The sequence below is a fragment of the Fibrobacter succinogenes genome, from assembly GCF_902779965.1.
In the GTDB taxonomy this organism is placed as follows: domain Bacteria; phylum Fibrobacterota; class Fibrobacteria; order Fibrobacterales; family Fibrobacteraceae; genus Fibrobacter; species Fibrobacter succinogenes_F.
Genome location: NZ_CACZDK010000025.1, coordinates 1 through 19,856 on the forward strand (window position 1 = coordinate 1; position 19,856 = coordinate 19,856).

Below are 19,856 nucleotides of genomic sequence, written 5' to 3' on the forward strand. Positions count from 1 at the left end.
TACCGATCCAGAAATCGAGGGAACAGCCAAGGCCGCGGCCTATGGCTTTGCGGGTTCATCCGCTACAGATATCTCGATTGGCCAGTTTGTCAAGGTGGGCGAAGGCGCCTTCATCAAGCCGTTCCGCGGCTATATCTATAAAAAGCCGGTACCGCAATCGGTCAAGGGAGCCTATGGCTTGCGCCAGACTGCATCTATCGACAACGACATTCCGGATGTGATGAACATTGTTATCGTTGACCGCAAAAAGGATGGCGAGGAACAGACGACGGTTATTGGCCAGTTCAACAGCCGTACCGGAGAAATCCGCCTGAACCGCACAAAGCGTACCTACGACCTGAAGGGCCGTCATGTCCGCGACGCAGGCCGCATGGCTAAGGGCGTGTATCTGAAAAAGTAAAACATTTAACAATACGAGTTGGTAAATATGAAAAACGAAACCGAACATAAAAAAGAATACTCAACCCCTACAGTGAGAGTGGTTGAACTCAAGCATCAGGGTCAGCTGTTGGAAGCCTCGTCGTTGGATCCTTTACCGACTGGCGGTGAATTGATTTAGACGCCAATCTAACAAGATTGCCTCCAAAAAGCCTCCAAACCAAATGGAAAATTTTCCCGTTTTTGCGAGAAGCGCGCGGGGGAGGTATAAATTTAAATTGCAGCACTTTAGTGCAGGGGTTTGATTTTAAATGGGAGACAGACAATGAAGAGTTTGGGTAATGTTTTGAATGTTGCCGCTTTTGGTTTAGCTTTGGCTATTCCGGCGCTTGCTTCTACTGTGAACGTTGACGTGACCGAAGAACACCAAGTTATTCGCGGTTTTGGTGGCATGGTCCACAACGAATGGCAGGGTGGTGGCGGCCTTTCCGAAGCTGATGCGAAAATTGCTTTTGGAACGGGCGATGGCACGATTGGTCTCAATACGCTTCGTATTCCGGTGTATGCAAATAGCAACTCCTTCAACAAGGAAGTGAACGCCGCAAAGTATGCCAAAAAGTATGCCGGCGATGATTTTATTTTGTATGCAACTCCGTGGACGTCTCCGTATGCGGGCGCTAACCAGCACATGTCTTCTTCGAACTATCAGAAGTATGTGGACCACCTGAATAGCTTTAACGATTACATGAAGAACCAGGGCGTTCCCTTGTACGCCATCTCCATCAGTAACGAACCGGACTGGTGCGGTGAATGGGCTTGCTGGAGTGCCGACGAAATTTACAACTTCACCAAGGGCTACGCCGATAAGATGCGCAAGAACGGCGTGAAGGTGATTTCGACAGAATCCTTCCGCTACGACAAGAATCTTTACAACAAAGTCTTGAACGATGCCAATGCCCTCAAGAACTGGGATATTCTTGGGGCGCACTTCTACGCCAGCGACAGAAGGACTGGTGACAACTTCTTCCAGTATAGCCTTGCCGACCAGAAAAAGGTCGAGCGCTGGATGACGGAACACTACACCGAAAGCCAGGGAAGCGGTAACGACTGGCGTACCATCCGCAATACCGGTGACCAGGCGAATGCCAACAAGCGCGACACCGTGAACGCTATGGACGTGGGTTACGAAATCCACCGCGCCATGGTCGTGGGTAACTTTAATCAGTACACTTGGTGGTACATCCGTCGTTGCTACGGCCTCATCATGGAAAAGGATTTTGGAAACAAGCTCCAGATTCCGCAGAATGAAATAGGCAAGATTTCTAAGCGCGGTTACGTGCTTTCGCAGTTCGCTCGATTTGTCCGTCCAGGTGCTGTTCGCGTGGGCGCTACAGCAAACCCCGAGAAGGAAGTTTTTGCAAGTGCTTACAAGAGTGCCGATGGTGACTCCGTGATCGTGGTGCTTGTGAACCGCGATTATAAAAATTCCAAGAGTGTAACCGTGAAGGTGCAGGGCGCCGATGTCCAGTCGTTCCACGTGTACACCACTAGCGAAGCAAAGAACGCCAAGTACGAAGGCGAAGTCGAGGTCAAGAACGGTTCCGTGACGATTTCAATGGATGCTGGGAATTCGAACAACAAGGATTGCATCGTGACGCTCGTTGGTGTGGGCACTCCATCTGAACCGACTCCTCGTGAACCGTTTGGCGGCAAGGTCGCTGAAATCCCGGGCAAGATTGAAGCTGAAAACTTCGACATTCCGGGTACGGGCAAGGCTAACAAGTCCTACTACGAAAATGATTCCGAAGACCGTGGCGAAACGAATTTCCGCGAAGGCACTGGCGTTGACATTTACAAGAAGGCAACGGGCTACGTTGTGGGCTACAACGAGGAAGGCGAATGGCTTGAATACTCCGTGAACGTGAAGGAAGCTGGTGATTATACCATGTTTGCTTCTGTCGCAACGAGCAATTCGACGTCAGGTTTCTCGCTTTCCTTGGATGGCGAAACGCTTGTCGAAAATGTCGCTCTTTCGGGCTCAAGCTTTGACGAATTCACCAAGGTCAAGGCCAATGTAAAACTCCCGGCTGGCGAACATATCCTCCGCATGACGGTAACGGGTTCCTGGTTCGATATCGACTACTTCAACTTTGCAAAGGGCAAGGATGCTGCCGATCCGGACGATAAGACGATTGGTTTGCGCGGTGTCGATTTCCGCATGCCGACCGAGGCTGAAAATTACAGCGTGTTTGATATGAACGGCGTGTTGGTGGGTAAGTTTGAAGCCGTGACTAAGGCTGATGTCCAGCGCATGACCAAGAACGTGGTGCATCAGAATGGCGTTTACTTCGTGAAATCGTTGAAATCCGCCAAATCCTTCCGCGTTTCAGTCGTTAAATAGTTTTCATATTCCTAAAGCGGGGGCCAAGCAATTGGCTCTCGTTTTTTTAGGAGTGTTGGTTTGACAAAAAAAATTTGCAGATAAATAAGAAATAATAGGATATTTTTAAAAAGTAACTGATTGGAATAAGGGGTAAAAATGAGTGTGGAAAATCTTAAAAAACTGATGGCTGTCGCTGGCGTTGCGGCTGGCTTTTCTCTGTTCGCGGTTTCTGGATCTAATGCAGCTCCGAATCCGAACTTCCATATTTATATCGCATATGGTCAGTCTAACATGGCGGGGAATGGCGATATCGTCCCTGCAGAGGACCAGGCCAAGGATCCCAAGAATTTCCTCATGTTGGCTTCGCACAACGCAAATGCGAACCAGCGTAGTGGCAAAACGACCCAGTCTATCAAGGTGGGCGAATGGTATCCGGCGATTCCCCCAATGTTCCATCCTACCGAGAATCTCTCCCCGGCGGACTATTTTGGCCGCGCGATGGTGGATTCCTTGCCGGGTGTGACCGTGGGTATTATCCCTGTGGCTATCGGTGCTGTAGCTATCAAGGCTTTTGACAAGGATCAGTACAAAGCTTACTTCAATTCTGCTGAAAGTTATATCAAGAACTGGGCAAAGGACTATGATTCCAATCCCTATCAGAGAATTGTGGACTTGGGCAAGAAGGCTAAGGAAGTAGGCGTCATCAAGGGATTTATTTTCCACCAGGGCGAAACCGATGGATCTGGCTCGGAATGGCAGAATAATGTCTATAAGACCTACAAGGACATTGTAAATGCTCTTGAACTGGACGAAAACGAAGTGGCCTTTGTGGCAGGCGAATTGCTCCAGGAAGGCAACAACTGCTGCGGCGGCAAGAATGCCGGTATTGCCCAGCTTAAAAGCAAGTTCAAAAAGTTCGGTCTGGCCTCTTCCAAGGGTTTGCAGGGTAACGGCAGGGACCCTTACCACTTTGGCCGCGCGGGCGTGATTGAACTGGGCAAGCGCTACTGCTCCGAAATGCTCAAGCTTATCGACAAGACTATCGATCCGGATGCTCCGGCTGTCGACCTGGTTGACCCCAGCAAGTCTGTGGTTCCCGACGAACCTCCCGAGGAATATGGCCCCTATGGCGATGCTCCCGCAAGTATTCCTGGCACTATTGAAGCTGAAAACTACAACAAGGGCGGAGCCGACAAGGCCTATTACGATTTGAGTAAAGGCAACGAAGGCAACAAGTTCCGCAAGGACGATGTTGATATTTACCAGCCGAACATGGGTATTGTTGTAGGTCACTGCCAGAAGGGCGAATGGCTCAAGTACACCGTGAAGGTGGAAGCCGATGGCGAATATGAAATTTCTGCCCTTGTGGCTGGTGAAAACGGCTCCGGTAGCTTTAAGCTTTATGTGGACGATAAGCAGATTGGTGATGAAATTGTAAACGAAGGCAAGGGCTTTGACACGTTCTCCGAAGTGAGCGGCGGCAAGGCTACTTTGAAGGCTGGCGAACATGAATTGAAACTTGAAATTGCCAATGACTGGATCGATATCGACTATGTCGAGTTCAAGAAGGTTGACGATACTAACGGAATAAAGAACATTCGCTTGAATTTGACCGATACCGAAAGCCTCTTTAGCGTGTTCGATATGCAGGGCATTAAGCTTGGTTCGTTTACCGCCAAGGGCATGGAACATGCAGTTGCTCTCGTCAAGACCGATGCCAAACTCCGCAAGTACTCTAAGGGCGTGTTCTTCGTCCGTAAGGATGGTGCAACGCATATGGCCAAAAAAGTGGTTGTGCGCGAGTAAGCGTCGTTGGCGCTAGGCGACTTTGTCGCAATTAAATGTTTCTAGGTTAAAATTAGCTTCCCCGCCTCTGTGCGGGGATTTTTGCTTAAAAACTAAGTTCTAGTAACTAGTAACTCCCCTCCGTTGACAAAACGTCCATAATATATGGAGCCCATAATTGAAACAAAACACTCTTTTTAGGATAGTTTTTGAATGGTGAAAAATTTGGATTAAGGAAAAAATTATGGGTGTTGAAAAATCTTTAAAAAAATTGATGGCGGTTGCAGGTGCTGCGGCTGGCCTTTCTCTGTTTGGGCTTACAAGTGCAAATGCTGCCCCGAACCCGAACTTCCACATTTACATTGCCTACGGACAGTCCAACATGGCGGGTAACGGCGATATCGTCCCTTCCGAGGACCAGGCCGAAGCTCCCAAGAACTTTATCATGCTCGCTTCGCACACGGCAAATGCGAGCCAACGTAGCGGCAAGACGAATCAGTCCATTAAGACTGGTGAATGGTACCCGGCAATTCCGCCGATGTTCCATGCTTTTGAAAACCTCTCGCCGGCAGACTACTTTGGCCGCGCGATGGTCGATTCCTTGCCGGGCGTGACCGTGGGTATCATTCCGGTCGCTATCGGTGCCGTGAGCATCCGCGCTTTTGACAAGGATCAGTACGAGGCGTATTTCAGAGGTGATGGCAAGGACATTATGAACTGGGGCTGGCCCAAGGATTACGATAACAATCCTCCGGGACGCATCTTGGAACTCGCCAAGAAGGCTAAGGAAGTGGGCGTTATCAAGGGCTTCATCTTCCATCAGGGCGAAAGTGACGGTACCGATGCCAACTGGCGCAAAACGGTTTATAAGACTTACAAGGACATTATTGACGCTCTCGACTTGGACGAAAACGAAGTCCCGTTCGTGGCTGGCGAACTTCTCCAGGAAGGCAATAACTGCTGCGGCAGCAAGAACGGCGGTATTCGCGAACTCAAGAATAATTTCAAGAAGTTCGGTTTGGCCTCTTCTAAGGGTTTGCTGGGTAACGGCAAGGACCCGTACCACTTTGGCCGCGCCGGCGTGATTGAACTTGGCCGCCGTTACTGCTCCGAAATGCTCAAGCTTATCGACAAGACAATTGACCCCAATGCTCCTGCCGTGAACTTGGTGGACCCGAGCCAGTCTACGGTTCCGGATGAACCGCCTGAGGAATATGGCCCGTACACCGAAGCCATTGCCATTCCGGGCAAGGTACAGGCCGAAAACTACAACAAGGGTGGTGCCGAAGTCGCTTACCATGACGAAAGCAAGGGTAACGAAGGCGGCAAGCTCCGTAAGGATGACGTCGATATTTACCAGCCGAATATGGGTATAACTGTGGGGCATAACCAAAAGGGTGAATGGCTCAAGTACACCGTGAATGTGGAAGCTGATGGCGAATACGGAATTTCAGCTAATGTCTCTGGTGAAAACGGAACAGGCAGCTTTGTTCTTTACATCGATGACAAGAAAATCGGTACGGAAATCGTTAACGAAGGTAAGGGCTTTGATGAATTTACGACGGTAGATGGTGGCAAGGCAACGCTCACCAAGGGCGAACATGAACTGAAAATCGAAATCACGAATGACTGGATTGATATCGACTATATTGAATTCAAGGAAATCAGCTCCCAGCCGCCTATCGGAATCAAGAATGTGCGCTTTGACATGACCGAAGCCGAAAGCAGCTTTAGCGTGTTCGATATGCAAGGCATTAAACTTGGATCGTTTACCGCCAAGGGCATGGATGACGCCATGAACCTCGTGAGGGAAAACGCAAAACTCCGTAAGCAGTCAAAGGGCGTGTTCTTTGTCCGCAAAAACGGAAGTAAATCTTTAACCAAGAAGGTGGTAATACATGAATAAGAACGAGTTGGTTATCGTAAAGCAAATTGCTTTCTTCTTTGTCGTCGCAGTTGCCCTTGGCATCATGTACGGGTAAGCCTGGCTGGCAGTTGGCAGAATGCAGTGGGCGGTGGATCTTTACGCTGGCCTAGTCTGCAAAAAAATTAGTGTGACTCCCTCAGAGCCCTGGTGAACCCAGGGCTCTTTTCGTATCGACCATTAGTCTTGAAGCGAAACGTCAATGTCGCGGCCCCGGTCATCCGCAAGGAGGTTGGGCTTTGCTTCATCTGAAATTTCTTATTACAATTGCAACGGGATTCGTTATATAGTTGCTTTCTTTGCATAAAAAAATCGCTCTGGATGTTTCCAGAGCGATCTAGTGTAGTATAGGATGAATTATGAAATCAAATTCATTACGGGAGTGTGAACTGCTTCAGGAACGGCCAGCCAATCTTGCCGTCGCCCTGTTCGTGGCCACCACCCTGCTTGGTGCAGAGCACAACCTTCGTGCCGTCCTTGCACTTGGAGTATTCTTGGCAACCATTGCTGTTCTTAGACGGAGAGCCTTCGCAACCGTTCTTTTGGGCCCAGAACTGGAAGTTCCTTTCGGCACCAAGGAAGTTCAGGCCGTCGCCATAGCCGCTATCGCCACCTTGGTATTTGCAGACGGGGTCGGACGTGCCACGGAACATGATGATAGAAATCGGACGTTCAGGATTGCACTTGGCGCTGTTTGTGGTGTTCAAGTCCATACCTGCCGGAGCAACTGCGGCGTACACATCAGACATGAAGCATGCCACATGGTTACTCATACCGCCACCCATTGAGAATCCGGTTGCATAAACGCGCTTCTTGTCGATGCAGACCTTTTCTTCGACTGCGGCGATCATTTCGCGAGAGAACTTCACGTCGTCATCGTCGGAGCAGCAAGGACCAACGTTCCAGCCCGGACCCATCTTTCTGGAGTCAGCAGACTTCGTGCCATCGGGGTACAGAGAGATAACGCCTTCAGGGTCTGTCTGAGCCTTGTAGGTCGTGCCGTTGAGCTGGTTGGAGCCAGAACCCATAACCGGATGGTAGTCCACAACGAGAGGTACCGGCTTGTCGCCCTTGTAGGCGCTCGGCACGTGCATGATGAAGGTGCGCTTCTTGCCATCGACAGTCACGCTCATGTTGTGGTTGCCGGACTGGTAAGCCTTGCCGGAGCAGTCGATGATTTCTTCAATCTTGCTGCTGGAGGATGCAACCGGCTTTTCAGAGCTGGAAGACTGTTCAACCTTTTTGCTGGAGGAACTGGAAGGTTCCGTGCCGCCGGCCTTCATGGTGACGTTGACATTGGTTTCGGTGAACTTTGTCATGTTGTAGGTCGTGTTCTGGTAGCCTTCCTTGGCGAACATAATAGCCGGAAGCGGACCATCGTCCTTGAGAAGTGTTACGACCTTGCCGAGCTGGTAGGTGCTGCGGTTTCCATCAACGTTGATGCGGAGGTACTTGGCGCCCTTTGCTGTCGTCTTGTTCAAGTCAAAACTTAATGTTTCGTTGACGTAGTGTTGCGTCCTGGAGAAGGCGACCTTACCGAGTGCATCCATGACAGACACTGTGATAGTCTGAGCCTTGATGTTTGCGATGGTAATCACATTGTTTTTGAATGTGACGGCGGTCTGGATGGCCTGAATGCCATTGTTTGCAGTCTGTTCATAGGCGAGACTGAATTTTCCGCCTTCAATAGAGGTTGTTTCGACACCAGCGTAGTTGAATGAGCTGATTTTTACATCAGAAAGAGGCTCGCCCTTGTCGGATTGAACAACACCACTGATGCTCCATGCGAAAGTAAGCGTGCTGAACAACGCTACTGTTCCGGTTAATGCCATGAATTTGGACATGGTCGTACGACTCCTTTTGTTGTTAAAATTTTTTCCAAACCAGTTTTGCACCCAAGCCAGCCTATCCCAAGATAAAATGCTAAGCCTGATACGCTCAAAATATAGAAGTAATCATTTTTTTTTAAATAGAAATTTGTTGTGAAAAATTATAAAGCGTTGTGAAAATTGAGAAATGTCACGTGCTCTGTAAAAAAAAGAAAACTAGGCTGTTGATAAAAAATCCATGAAAAGGGGGAATATTGCTGCAATTTAGGCCTATAAACGGGGTAAATTAGGGTTATAGATAAGTCCATTCTTGGTTGGAAAGGAGTCGTTTATGGGATTGTTTAGTAAAATGGCAAAAACAGCCGCTTTTACGGTTTTAGCGGCAGCTGTTGTGAATAGTTTTGCCGTGACGGTCAATAACCCGATTATGTATGTCGATAGCCCGGACCCCTCGATTGTCCGTGTCGATGATGCCTATTATATGGTGACGACCACGATGCATTTTGCGCCGGGCGTGCCTGTTTTCAAGAGCACCGATTTGGCCCAGTGGCGCACGGTGGGGTATGCTTATCAGACTCTTTCTAATGGCAACAATATCAGTTTGAATGGCGGTCAGGATGCTTACGGCAAGGGTTCGTGGGCATCGAGCATCCGCTACCACAAGGGTTTTTTCTACGTCTTGACGCCGTCTTACACGACGAACAGGACGCACCTTTACAAAACCGCCGATGTCGAAAATGGCCCGTGGTCCGAAGTGCAGCTCCCGTTCTATCACGATCCGTCGCTGTTCTTTGACGATGACGGCACGGTTTGGGTGTTCTATGGCTCGGGCGACCAGATTAGCTACGTGCAGCTGAACGACGATGCGAGCGGCGTAAAGGCCGGTGGCAAGAGCGGTAAGGTTGGCGGCGTGAGTGTGAACCAAGTGACCGGCACCAATAACTATTATGTGCAGCAGGAAGGCTCGCACATGGAAAAGGTGAACGGCGAATACTACCTCTTTACGATTTCTTGGCCGGCTGGCAAGAGCCGTAGCGAAATTGTCTATCGTTCCAAGAACCTTCTCTCCGGATTTAGCGGAAGATATTTCTTGTCCGATAACGGTGTTGCGCAGGGTGGCATCTTCGATACGCCGGATGGCAAGTGGTATGCATTGTTGTTCCGCGATTCAGGCCCGGTTGGACGTATGTCGCACCTAGTTCCGATGGAATGGAAGGACGGCTGGCCAGTGCCCACGAGTGGTTCCAAGGCCCCCGCGACGATTGATTTGCCGGAATCCCCGCTTCCTGGCTATGGCATGGTGACTTCCGATGACTTTGATTCCGACGTGCTTCCGCTGGAATGGCAGTGGAACCACAACCCGGATAACAAGAATTGGTCTTTGACGGCGAATCCGGGATTCTTGCGCATTACCACGGGCCGCACCGATAGCCGCATTGTCAACGCGAAGAACACGCTCACGCAGCGTTCCTTTGGCCCCAAGAGTTCTGGCCGCACGCTTGTGGATGGCAAGGGCATGAAGGATGGCGACATGGCTGGCCTCGTTGCATTGCAAGATGACAAGGGCTTTGTCGCTCTTGCAAAAGACGGTGGCAGCTACAAGGTAGTGATGTACAGCGGAAACAAGGATCGCGAGAGTCTTGTCAAAAGCGAAAATCTTTCGGACTCCAAGGTTTACTTGCGAATCGATTTCGACTTGCCCATTGACCGCGGCACTGCATATTTCTACTACAGCACCGATGGCAATACTTGGACAAAAATTGGCAACGATGTCAAGCTGAATTATGACCTTCACATGTTCGTGGGGGTACGCTGGGGACTCTTCAACTTTGCGACAAAGACTGCCGGCGGTTATGCAGACTTCGACTGGTTCAAGGTCGGTACCGACTACAAGGACGAAATTTATCTGGATGCGGCTCAGGATACGACTCCGCCGACACCGTATGGCGATGTTGCAGCCAAGATTCCAGGCAAGGTTGAAGCCGAAAATTACGATGTCGGTAAACCGAACCGCGCCTACTACGACAAGGACGGCGACAATCAGGGCAAGGCCTACCGCGAAGAATCCGTGGACATTGTGCAACTTGATTCCACTGACAAGTCCAAGGGCTACGCCATTGGCTACACCGGTGAAGGTGAATGGTTGCGCTATACAGTGAATGTTGCCGAAACGGGCACTTACGAAGTAAAGGTGAACATGGCGACACCTTCCGAGAATGCCGGCGTCAAGCTTTACATCGATGGCAAGGCTGTGACGGATGAAATTATTGCTAAGCAGAATGGCGAAAGCGATTGGTCCACTTATAGCGAAGTTTCTGTTCAGACAAAGGAAATCGAAAAAGGCGAACACGCTCTTAAAGTGGAAATTGTTGGTAACAACGTCAACGTAGATTGGCTCGAATTCTGTCTTGGCGAATGCAAGACGGTAAAGATTGGCAATGTGCGCTACGGCATGGATGCCTCCAGAACGTATGGCGTTTACAGCCTCAACGGTTCGTTTGTCGGCCGTGTCGATGCGTCGAACTCTTTCGACGTTCGTTCTAAGGTTAGCTCGCTCGTGAAGGAAAGTGGCGTGTATGTCGTCAAGTCCCTCACCACCGGCCTCTCCCACCGCATCTCTGTCACTAAGTAATTTATTCTAATTCCTCCAAACACACCCGAGGCTTGGATGCACCCGCGGAAAGCTTGCTTTCCTGCGGGTATGTCCAAGCCGTTTTTGTGTTTTGTAACCACACCCTTCTTAACACCCTCTTTCGTTCGCGTTGTATCCACTTCCTACTGTCTACTAATCAATATCATTGACAAATCGCAACGAAAAATAACGCTCTCCGCGTGATATAGCCTCACTCCAGAAGTATCTTCTATTTAGGTGAATAGGGGTACTTTCTAAAGGAGTAGGTATGTTTGGTAAACTGTCCGTCGGTTTGGCGACTGTAGCGTTCTTGGCAAGTTTCGCCTTTGCAGACAACATTAATGTAAACGGCACGAACCGTACCATGAATGTTTATGCGCCGAGAAACATTGAAAAAAATCGTCCGCTTATCATCCAGATGCACGGCATGAATCAGGATGCTCCGTATCAGCAGAACGCTGCCAAGTGGGAGCCGATTGCCGATACGGCCCGCTTTGTGGTCGTGTTTCCGAACGGTCAAAATAAGGCTTGGGATATTTCCGGCGACAAGGATCTCAATTTCATCAAGGCCATCATCAACGAAATGTATAACAAGTACGGCATCGACAAGAATCGCGTTTATGTTTCGGGCTTCTCGATGGGTGGCATGATGAGCTACCATGTGGCGAACAAAATGGGCGACCAAATTGCAGCGATTGCTCCGGTTTCCGGTGGCGGTGGGGTAAACTCGCCCAAGCGCGCCATGCCGATTATGCATACGCATGGCACGACCGATGACGTGGTGAATTACAACAGCACCGTGAATACCCTCAAGGGTTGGGTTTCTGCGCAAAAATGTTCTTCAAGTTCCAAAGTCACAAAGCCGTATCCTGCACACAAGTCGGGCTCTGCCGCCTCTCTTGAAGTCTGGAGCGGCTGCAAGGACAATGTCGAAGTCCGTTTGCTTACCATTGCAGGCAAGGGACACTGGTATTCCATGGACGAAGCGAGCGTCAACACGAGTGTAGAAATCTGGAACTTTGTCAAGAATTATTCGCTCGACGGTTCTAGCATTACGCCACCGATTCAGGTGCCGACCGACCGCGACAGCATTTTTAACGGCGGTTTCGATTCCACAGATGTCGCTTGGACTTTGCAGACTCACGGCAGCGCCGCTGCCACAGGTGACGTGAAAAATGGCAAGTATGAGCTCGACATTTCTGCAATTGGTACGGAAAATTACCAAGTGCAGGTTATCCAGCACGATTTGCACCTCGAAAAAGGCCAATGGTACGAAGTGAGCTTTGACGCCAGCGCCGGAGCAAACCGCACGCTCGAAGTGAATGTGGAACAGCATACCGATCCGTGGGCGAGCTACCTCACCGAAAAGCAGAATTTTGAAATCGGCAAGGAATCCAAAACGTATTCCTTCCAGTTCCAGATGACTGCTGCCACCGACAAGGATTCCCGCTTGAGCTTTAATGCGGGCGCCTCGACGGGCACGCTCACGCTCGATAACGTGAAACTCAAGAAAATTGCGGAACCCGATCAGGGGACAATTGCGCTTACGCCATCTCTCCGCTTTGCAACTGCCGCTGGCAAGTATAACGTCTATAGCCTCACGGGCAAGCGCCTCGGCTTTGTCGAAATCATCGAAAACGATGTGCCGAACATGCAAAAGACGGTGAAAAATGCAGGCTTTGGCAAGGGCGTCTACATCTTGCGTCGCAAAAAATAGTTTCGTTCTCTCTCTAATCAAGAGCAGTCCCCTGAAAAGGGGGCTCTCTTTTTTTGGGGCTTTTCCCAATAACTAAGCTCTAAGTTCTAAGTTCTGCCAACTAACTAAGCTCTGCCAACTAATATCCATCATGGATAATATGTCAAGGGAATTGTTAAGGCGTATTGAAATAATTCGTTTTTTAGGGGATATCTTTAGTTTTGGGGTATAGTTAGTACCTAGGAACAGGAGTGCCTATGTTTGGTTTGATGAAAAAAAACGGTTGCAAACTTGGGGTGTTGGCAACTTTGGCTTTAACGAGTTTGGTGGGATCGGCTTTTGCTAGTGCCGATACTTTGGTGCTTACGCCACCGCTGGGATGGAACAGCTGGAACGTTTTCCACGAAAACATCAACGAAAAGCAGATTCAGGAAATCGCCGATGCCATGGTCTCTTCGGGTTTGAGAGATGCGGGCTACGTCTTCCTGAACCTCGATGACAACTGGATGGATACCAAGCGCGATGCCCAGGGCAACCTCCAGAACAACCCGAAGACTTTCCCCAGCGGCATGAAGGCCATTGCCGATTACGTGCATAAAAAAGGCCTGAAGTTCGGTCTTTACGGTGACCGCGGCAAACGTACCTGCCACCATTACAACAGCAAGTGGGATAGCCAGAGTGGTTCCAACGGTCACGAAGAACAGGACGCCAAGAAACTCGCCGAATGGGGTGTGGACTACTGGAAGTACGACAACTGCGATTCTGACCCGAATACCCAGGAAAAAGATTATACCGCCATGTCCAAGGCTCTCCGCAATTCCGGACGCGACATCGTGTTCAGTATTTGCATGTGGGAATACAAGGACTGGATGCCCAAAATCGCTAACCTCTGGCGCACCACTTTCGATATCGGCCCCGAATGGATTTCCACTTCGTGGTACCGCGGCGTCTATGAAATTATCGATGCCAACAACAAGTATTGGCAAATTGCAAAGCCCGGCCACTGGAACGACCCGGACATGCTTGAAGTCGGCAACAGGGGCCTCTCTTACGAAGAACAGCGCTCCCAGATGACGATGTGGTCCATCATGGCGGCTCCTATCATGATCAGTTCCGACGTGCGCAACATGAGCAACGAGACCAAGGAACTTTATCTGAACAAGGACATGATTGCTATTAACCAGGATTCCTTGGGCGTTCAGGGCCACCGCATTTCCGATAAGCAAGGCAAGCAGGTTTGGACCAAGCCTTTGAAGAATGGCGACATTGCTGTGGCGCTCCTCAATAACAACGGCTCTACCCAGACAGTTGAATGTAACTTTGCTGACATTGGCGTAGAAGGCGAAGTGGAAGTTCGCGACGCTTGGAAAAAGAAAGATCTGGGTCCGGTTTCCCATGTCTCTATTGAACTCCCGGCTCACGGTTCTGCTCTGCTCCGCTTGATTCTCAAGCCTGTTCCGCGCGAACCGTTCAAGGGCAAGGCTCTCGCCATTCCGGGCAAGATTGAAATGGAAGACTTCGACATCAACGGCGTGGGTGAGGGCAACACCACTTACAACGAAAGTGATACCGAAAACCACGGTGACTCTGACTACCGCAAGGGTACGGGCGTCGATTTGTACGAGAAGGCTACTGGCGTTATCGTAGGCTACAACCAGGCCGGCGAATGGCTGGAATACACCGTGAAAGTTGCCAAGACGGGAGCTTACACGATGAATGCTTCCGTTGCCTCTGCCAACAGCACTTCTAGCTTCAAGCTTTCCATGGATGGCAAGGACATCACTGAAGAAATTTCTGTTCCGCAGGCGACCTCCGGCGAAGACAACTATGACGAATACAATACGGTTGAAGCCAAGGTGGACTTGACCGAGGGCGAACACATTCTCCGCTTCACGGTTACCGGCGATTGGATGGACATTGACTGGATCGAGTTCGTTGATGAAAAAGTGGGGCTTGCTAAAACTCGCCTGACTTCGCTCGAATCCGAGAATTCGTACAACGTATTTAGTGCGACAGGAAAGCATCTTGGCCGTGTAGAATTGAATGGCGCTAGCATGGTGCAGGCGCTTGAAAACGCTGGCTATGCACGTGGCACGTACATGATGCGCGCCGTCAAGGGTAATCAAATTCATCGCGTGAACATCGCGAAATAAAAGACTAGGGTGGCTTCACCCTTTCGCAAAATTTCTCCTCACACGCATTCAAAATGCCTCGCTTTCCCGCGAGGCATTTTGTGCTTTTGTCGCCGTATCTTTTTGACGCCGAAAGCAAAAAAACATTAATTAGTAACTATTAACGAGTAACTGCGTTGAAGCCGCTTAGTAACTAAGCTCTAAGTTCTGTCTACTTCCAACTTCCTACCGCCTGCTTCCTACTTCCTACTATCCATGGATAAACAGTCCACGCTATCTTGATGCTGCGCATAGAAAAAAGCCTTTTTCAAGAATAATTTTAAAGTGTTGTTAGGGAAAACCCAAGGTGTATGGTTTTTAACGTGAGGTTAGGTATTATGAGCTTCAAAACATTAAGTCAAATGGCTGCGATTTCTGCGCTCTTCTTGGGTGCAACTATTGCAACCGCTGCTGATCAGGCTACATTCTATGTCGCTCCGAATGGTAGCGATTCCAACAAGGGTACCGAAGAGGCTCCCTTCAAGACGATTACGCAGGCACAAAAGGCTGTGCGCGCTATCAACGGCACGATGACCGGCGATATTTCCGTTATTCTCCGTGGTGGTACTTACCAGCTCCCCGCAACGGTGAACTTTACCGAAGCCGATGGCGGTAAGGATGGTCATTATGTGCGCTATAAAGCCTATCCGAACGAAACTCCGCTTGTCACGGGCGGTATCCCGATGTCTGGCTGGACCATTCACGATGAAAAGAATAACATCTGGAAGGTCGAAGGTGTCGATGCTCGTTTCCGCCAGCTTTACGTGAACGGCAAGAAGGCAATTCGCGCCCGTATGCCGAACCTCAAGGATAATGGCGACCACAACTTCTTCCGCTTGAACAAGGTGGACTCCACTGGTTCTGCGTTCCTCTTGAATGGCAATGATATTAAATCGACTGACTGGAAGAATCCCAAGAAAGTCGAAATCCACTTGATGATTGCATGGGCCGAAAGCATCTTGCGTCTTGATAAGATTACGCAACAGGGCGGTGTCTATAAGTTCGAGCCGCAGGATCCTGAAAGAAGCAAACTTTTCCGCCGCAAGTACCCGATGCTCGGTACCGCATTCATGAGTAATCCGCCGAAGCAGCAGGTTTACTACCTCGAAAACGCATACGAATTTATCGACCAGCCGGGTGAATGGTACCTCGACGAATCGACCAACACGCTTTACTACAAGGCTCGTGAAGGCGAAGCGATGGGTACGGCTAATGTGGTTGCACCGCGCGTCAATACGCTCTTCAGCATCCTCGGTAAGGATACTAAGAACAAAGTTGGTTACATGTCTTTTGAAGGTATTACCTTTGCACATACAAACTATTTGCGCCCGAGCGAAGAAGGATTCTTGGATTTGCAGGCCGGTATGTTCAACATCGAAGTCATGGAAGAAAATGGCCGCCTCGGCAGTAACAAGTTCCTCCTCTGGCGTCCGGATGCAGGCTTCCGCATCGAAAACGCTCACCACATGAAGATTAAGAATTGCACCTTCACGCAGATGGCTGCAACCGGTCTTGATATGGTTTCAGGCACGAACGACGACCTTGTCGAAGGCAACGTGTTCTACGAACTTGGAGCAAACGGCATTATGCTCGGCAAGTTCTCTCAGGACTCCTTGACCGAAATCCACATTCCGTACAATCCGACCGATAAGGACGAAATCAGCACTCGCGATACGCTCCGTTACAACCTCATTACGAACGTGACGAACGAACATCAGGGCGCTGTGGGTATTGCCGCTGGTTATCCGCGCTATGTCGTGATTGAAAACAACGAAGTGTCTTATACAAACTATTCCGGTATTTCTGTGGGTTATGGCTGGACGACTAAACAAACAGCTATGACGAACAACCACATCAATAAGAACAACATCCACCACATTTCCCGCTTGCTTTGCGATTCTGGTCCGATTTACACTTTGAGTAACCAGGGTACGGGCAGCGAAATCAAGGAAAACTACCTCCACGATTACGGTGGATCTGATTGGGCTGACTATTGGGTTCTTCCGATTTACCTCGATGAAGGTTCCAGTGGCTTTACTGTTGAAAACAACTCTTACAAGAATGCTCCGAGTGGTGTTGGCCGTAACGCTCCGGGTCAGTATACTGAAAAGAATAACAATGGCTACATCGCTTCTGTTGCCGAAGCTGCAGGCCTCCAGGGCGAATTCAAGAACATTGGTGACCGCATCGCGACAATCCCGCTTCCGGATTTTTCCAACGTGGTTCCGCAGGCTCCGTTTGTCGAAAATATGACGATTCCGGGCATTGTCGAAATGGAAAATTACGACGAAGGTGGCCAGAGCATTTCTTTCAACGACAAGGACTTTGTGAACGAAGGCGGCGTCTATCGCGAAGATGGCGTGGACATTGTCCAGATCGATTCTACCGACAAGACGAAAGGCTATGCAGTGGGTTACACGCAGGCTGGTGAATGGATGGAATACACTGTGAATGTCTCTGCTGCTGGCGAATACGCTTTCATGGCTAACGTGGCTACCGGTCTCGAAGGCTCTGGCTTCCAGCTCTTCTTGGATGGCAAGGCTATCTCTGATACGATTGTGGCCCCGCAGGGCGAAGACTGGAATACATATGGCACGGTCGATGGAAAAACGACTGCTATTGAAGCTGGCGAACATGTGTTGCGCGTGGCTATCACAGGAGCTTACTTGAACATTGACTGGATCAAGTTCGGTAAGAGCAAAGAAGAAATCATTTCTATCAAGCCAAGTGTCCGTTATGGTTTGAACATGGATATCTCTCGCAGCTCTACGCTCAACGTCTTTGATATCCGTGGCCAGCGCTTGGGAACGCTCCGCGTGATGGGTATGCCGACGACGAGTTCTGTGCTTCAGGAAATGCATGCAAAGAACTTTAAGTCTGGTGTCTACTTTGTTCAGAGTGCGAACAAAGTCTTTGGCAAGATGGTGCAAGTAAAATAAGTAGGAATGGGGTGCTTTATGAAAATGACAAGTAAAATACTTCTCGCGTTTGGACTTGGTTTTGCGTCCAATGCGCTTGCAGAAAACCCGATTATCCAAACGTACTATTCGCCGGACCCGGCTCCGGTTGTGTTTGGCGACACCGTCTGCGTCTATACCGGTAACGACGAAGGTGGTTCCTTCTTTACCATGCACGGTTGGCGCGTTTCTTGCACCACCGATATGGTGAACTGGACCGACATGGGTGAGCTCATCCTTTCGAATAAAGACTTTGGCGGCAACGCAAAAGATAACGGCGACTGGGCTGCTCAAGTTGTCCGTCGTAATGGCAAGTATTATTACTATGTGACCGTCGAATCGACTCGCGGTGGCCGCGCTATCAACGTTGCCGTGGCCGACAAGCCGCAAGGTCCGTTCAAGGATGCCCGCAATGGTCAGCATCTTGCTGGTCCGAACTGGGATTACATTGACCCGACTGTTTGGATTGACGATGACGGCCAGGCTTGGCTTTATTGGGGCAACCCGAAGCTCTATTACGCCAAGCTCAAAGAGAATATGATTGAGTTTGACGGGCAAATTCAGGTGACGGACATGAGCCGCGGTTTTTCACCGAACGGAAACTCCGTCTATACCGAAGGCCCGTGGATTCACAAGCGCGATAAGAAGTATTACATGATTTACGCTTCTCATGGCGTGCCTGAAAAGATTTCGTACTCCACCAGTGATTCTCCGACGGGTCCGTGGAAGTGGGGTGGAATCATCATGGACCAGGGCAATGGAACTGCGTTCACGAACCACTCCGGCCTCATTGACTTCAAGGGCCGCAGCTTCTTCTTCTATCACAACCAGAAGAATGTGAGCGGTGGTGGCTATAGCCGTTCTACCGCAGTTGAAGAATTTACCTGGAATGCAGATGGTTCTATTCCGACCATCAAATCTACGGACAATGGTGTCGTGAAGCCTATCAAGAATCTTGACCCGTTCGAACGCGTTGAAGCCGAAACCAAGTCTTGGGTGGGTGGCATCAATGTGGACAAGAGCGGTGGATACACCATCATCAAGCATGTGGCAAAGCAGGGCGATAATGTTTATCTCACCAACATGGGCAACAACTTCTATACGAAAGTTCGCTCCGTGGACATGGGTGATGGTGCCGAAAATATCATCATCTGCACCAAGGGTAATGGCGGTAAGCTTGAAGTTCATACCGGTTCTACGACGGGTCCGACGATTGCAACGATTGATGTGCCGAAGAGCTCCAGCTGGCAAGAAAATACATTTGCTTTGACGGATGCAGCCGGTGTCGAAGATCTCTACTTTGTTGTAAAACAGGGCGGTTTTGATTTCGACTATTGGTACATGGAAAGTGCTGCAACCAAGATTCCGCAGGAACCGTTCAAGGGCACGGCTTCCGCAATTCCGGGCAAAATCCAGGCCGAAGATTATGACAAGGGCGGCCACAACAAGGCCTTCTACGATAACGATCGCGCTAATCAGGGCGGCGCCTATCGCGAAGACGAAGTGGATATTGTCCAGCTCGATTCTACCGACAAGTCTAAGGGTTATGCCATCGGCTACACCGAAGACGGCGAATGGGTCGAATACACGGTCGATAACCAGATTGCATCTGAATACACAATCGTTGTGAACATGGCAACAGCTTCTGACGATGTGGGCGTCCAGTTCTATATCGATGGCGAGGAAATCACCGATGTTATCAAGGCCGAAAAGGGCGAAGATTGGTCGCACTATTCTACAATTGAAGCCAAGACAAAGGAAATCCCGAAGGGTGAACATGTGCTCAGAATGCAAATCGTCGGAAATTTCGTAAACGTAGATTGGTTCAAGTTCTGCATGGGATTCGATTGTGAAGATCAAGTTGGAATCAAGAACGCTCGCGTGGAACTCCCGATTGCCGAAAAGTCTTACGCTGTGTTCACTATGACTGGCAAGTACCTTGGACACGTTGACGCTAAGGGCCAGAGCCTTGCAAAGTCCATCCGCTCTGCAGGTTTTGTTCCGGGCGTGTACATGGTTCGCGGCCTTGGCCATTCCAAGACATTCCGCGTTCTCGTGAAATGACACGAATAGTGTCATCCTGAGCGATTTTTCTAACCTC

11 protein-coding genes are annotated in these 19,856 nt (G+C 49.7%); 10 read left to right on the plus strand and 1 reads right to left on the minus strand.

The window, feature by feature from the left end; genetic code table 11:
- The 5 genes from HUF13_RS11790 to HUF13_RS11805 all read left to right on the plus strand — a co-directional run.
- Nucleotides 1-400, plus strand: a 400-nt coding sequence (locus tag HUF13_RS11790) for a hypothetical protein (RefSeq protein ID WP_173475316.1), incomplete at its 5' end; no start/stop codon positions are given.
- 27 nt (nucleotides 401-427) lie between these two features.
- Nucleotides 428-559 carry a hypothetical protein gene (locus tag HUF13_RS17375; RefSeq protein WP_290927125.1) on the plus strand — a complete coding sequence of 44 codons (132 nt, stop codon included), beginning with the start codon at nucleotides 428-430 and terminating at the stop codon, nucleotides 557-559.
- 144 nt (nucleotides 560-703) lie between these two features.
- Entirely contained in the window at nucleotides 704-2,779 is a 2,076-nt protein-coding gene (locus HUF13_RS11795; RefSeq protein ID WP_173475317.1) for a carbohydrate-binding protein, read from the plus strand.
- Nucleotides 2,780-2,917: 138 nt separating this feature from the next.
- A complete protein-coding gene (locus HUF13_RS11800) occupies nucleotides 2,918-4,567 on the plus strand; it encodes a sialate O-acetylesterase (protein ID WP_173475318.1) in 1,650 nt (549 codons plus the stop codon).
- A gap of 223 nt (nucleotides 4,568-4,790) precedes the next feature.
- Nucleotides 4,791-6,452, plus strand: coding sequence for a sialate O-acetylesterase (locus HUF13_RS11805; RefSeq protein WP_173475319.1), 1,662 nt, complete (start codon nucleotides 4,791-4,793; stop codon nucleotides 6,450-6,452).
- 392 nt (nucleotides 6,453-6,844) lie between these two features.
- On the opposite strand, the gene HUF13_RS11810 is transcribed toward HUF13_RS11805, so the two are convergent.
- The gene (locus tag HUF13_RS11810; RefSeq protein ID WP_173475320.1) at nucleotides 6,845-8,314 is read right to left on the minus strand and encodes a PHB depolymerase family esterase; all 1,470 of its coding nucleotides are present in this window, start codon (nucleotides 8,312-8,314) and stop codon (nucleotides 6,845-6,847) included.
- Between the two features lie 316 nt (nucleotides 8,315-8,630).
- On the opposite strand from HUF13_RS11810, the gene HUF13_RS11815 reads away from it, so the two are divergent.
- The 5 genes from HUF13_RS11815 to HUF13_RS11835 all read left to right on the plus strand — a co-directional run bounded on the left by HUF13_RS11815 (nucleotide 8,631) and on the right by HUF13_RS11835 (nucleotide 19,819).
- The gene (locus HUF13_RS11815; protein WP_173475321.1) at nucleotides 8,631-10,931 is read left to right on the plus strand and encodes a family 43 glycosylhydrolase; all 2,301 of its coding nucleotides are present in this window, start codon (nucleotides 8,631-8,633) and stop codon (nucleotides 10,929-10,931) included.
- A gap of 268 nt (nucleotides 10,932-11,199) precedes the next feature.
- The gene (locus HUF13_RS11820) at nucleotides 11,200-12,648 is read left to right on the plus strand and encodes a carbohydrate binding domain-containing protein (RefSeq protein WP_173475322.1); all 1,449 of its coding nucleotides are present in this window, start codon (nucleotides 11,200-11,202) and stop codon (nucleotides 12,646-12,648) included.
- A gap of 236 nt (nucleotides 12,649-12,884) precedes the next feature.
- Entirely contained in the window at nucleotides 12,885-14,780 is a 1,896-nt protein-coding gene (locus tag HUF13_RS11825; RefSeq protein WP_173475323.1) for a carbohydrate-binding protein, read from the plus strand.
- A 356-nt stretch (nucleotides 14,781-15,136) separates the two neighbouring features.
- Nucleotides 15,137-17,737, plus strand: a complete 2,601-nt coding sequence (locus tag HUF13_RS11830) for a carbohydrate-binding protein (protein ID WP_173475324.1) — start codon at nucleotides 15,137-15,139, stop codon at nucleotides 17,735-17,737.
- Between the two features lie 18 nt (nucleotides 17,738-17,755).
- The gene (locus HUF13_RS11835; protein ID WP_304039118.1) at nucleotides 17,756-19,819 is read left to right on the plus strand and encodes a family 43 glycosylhydrolase; all 2,064 of its coding nucleotides are present in this window, start codon (nucleotides 17,756-17,758) and stop codon (nucleotides 19,817-19,819) included.
- Nucleotides 19,820-19,856: the final 37 nt, after the last annotated feature.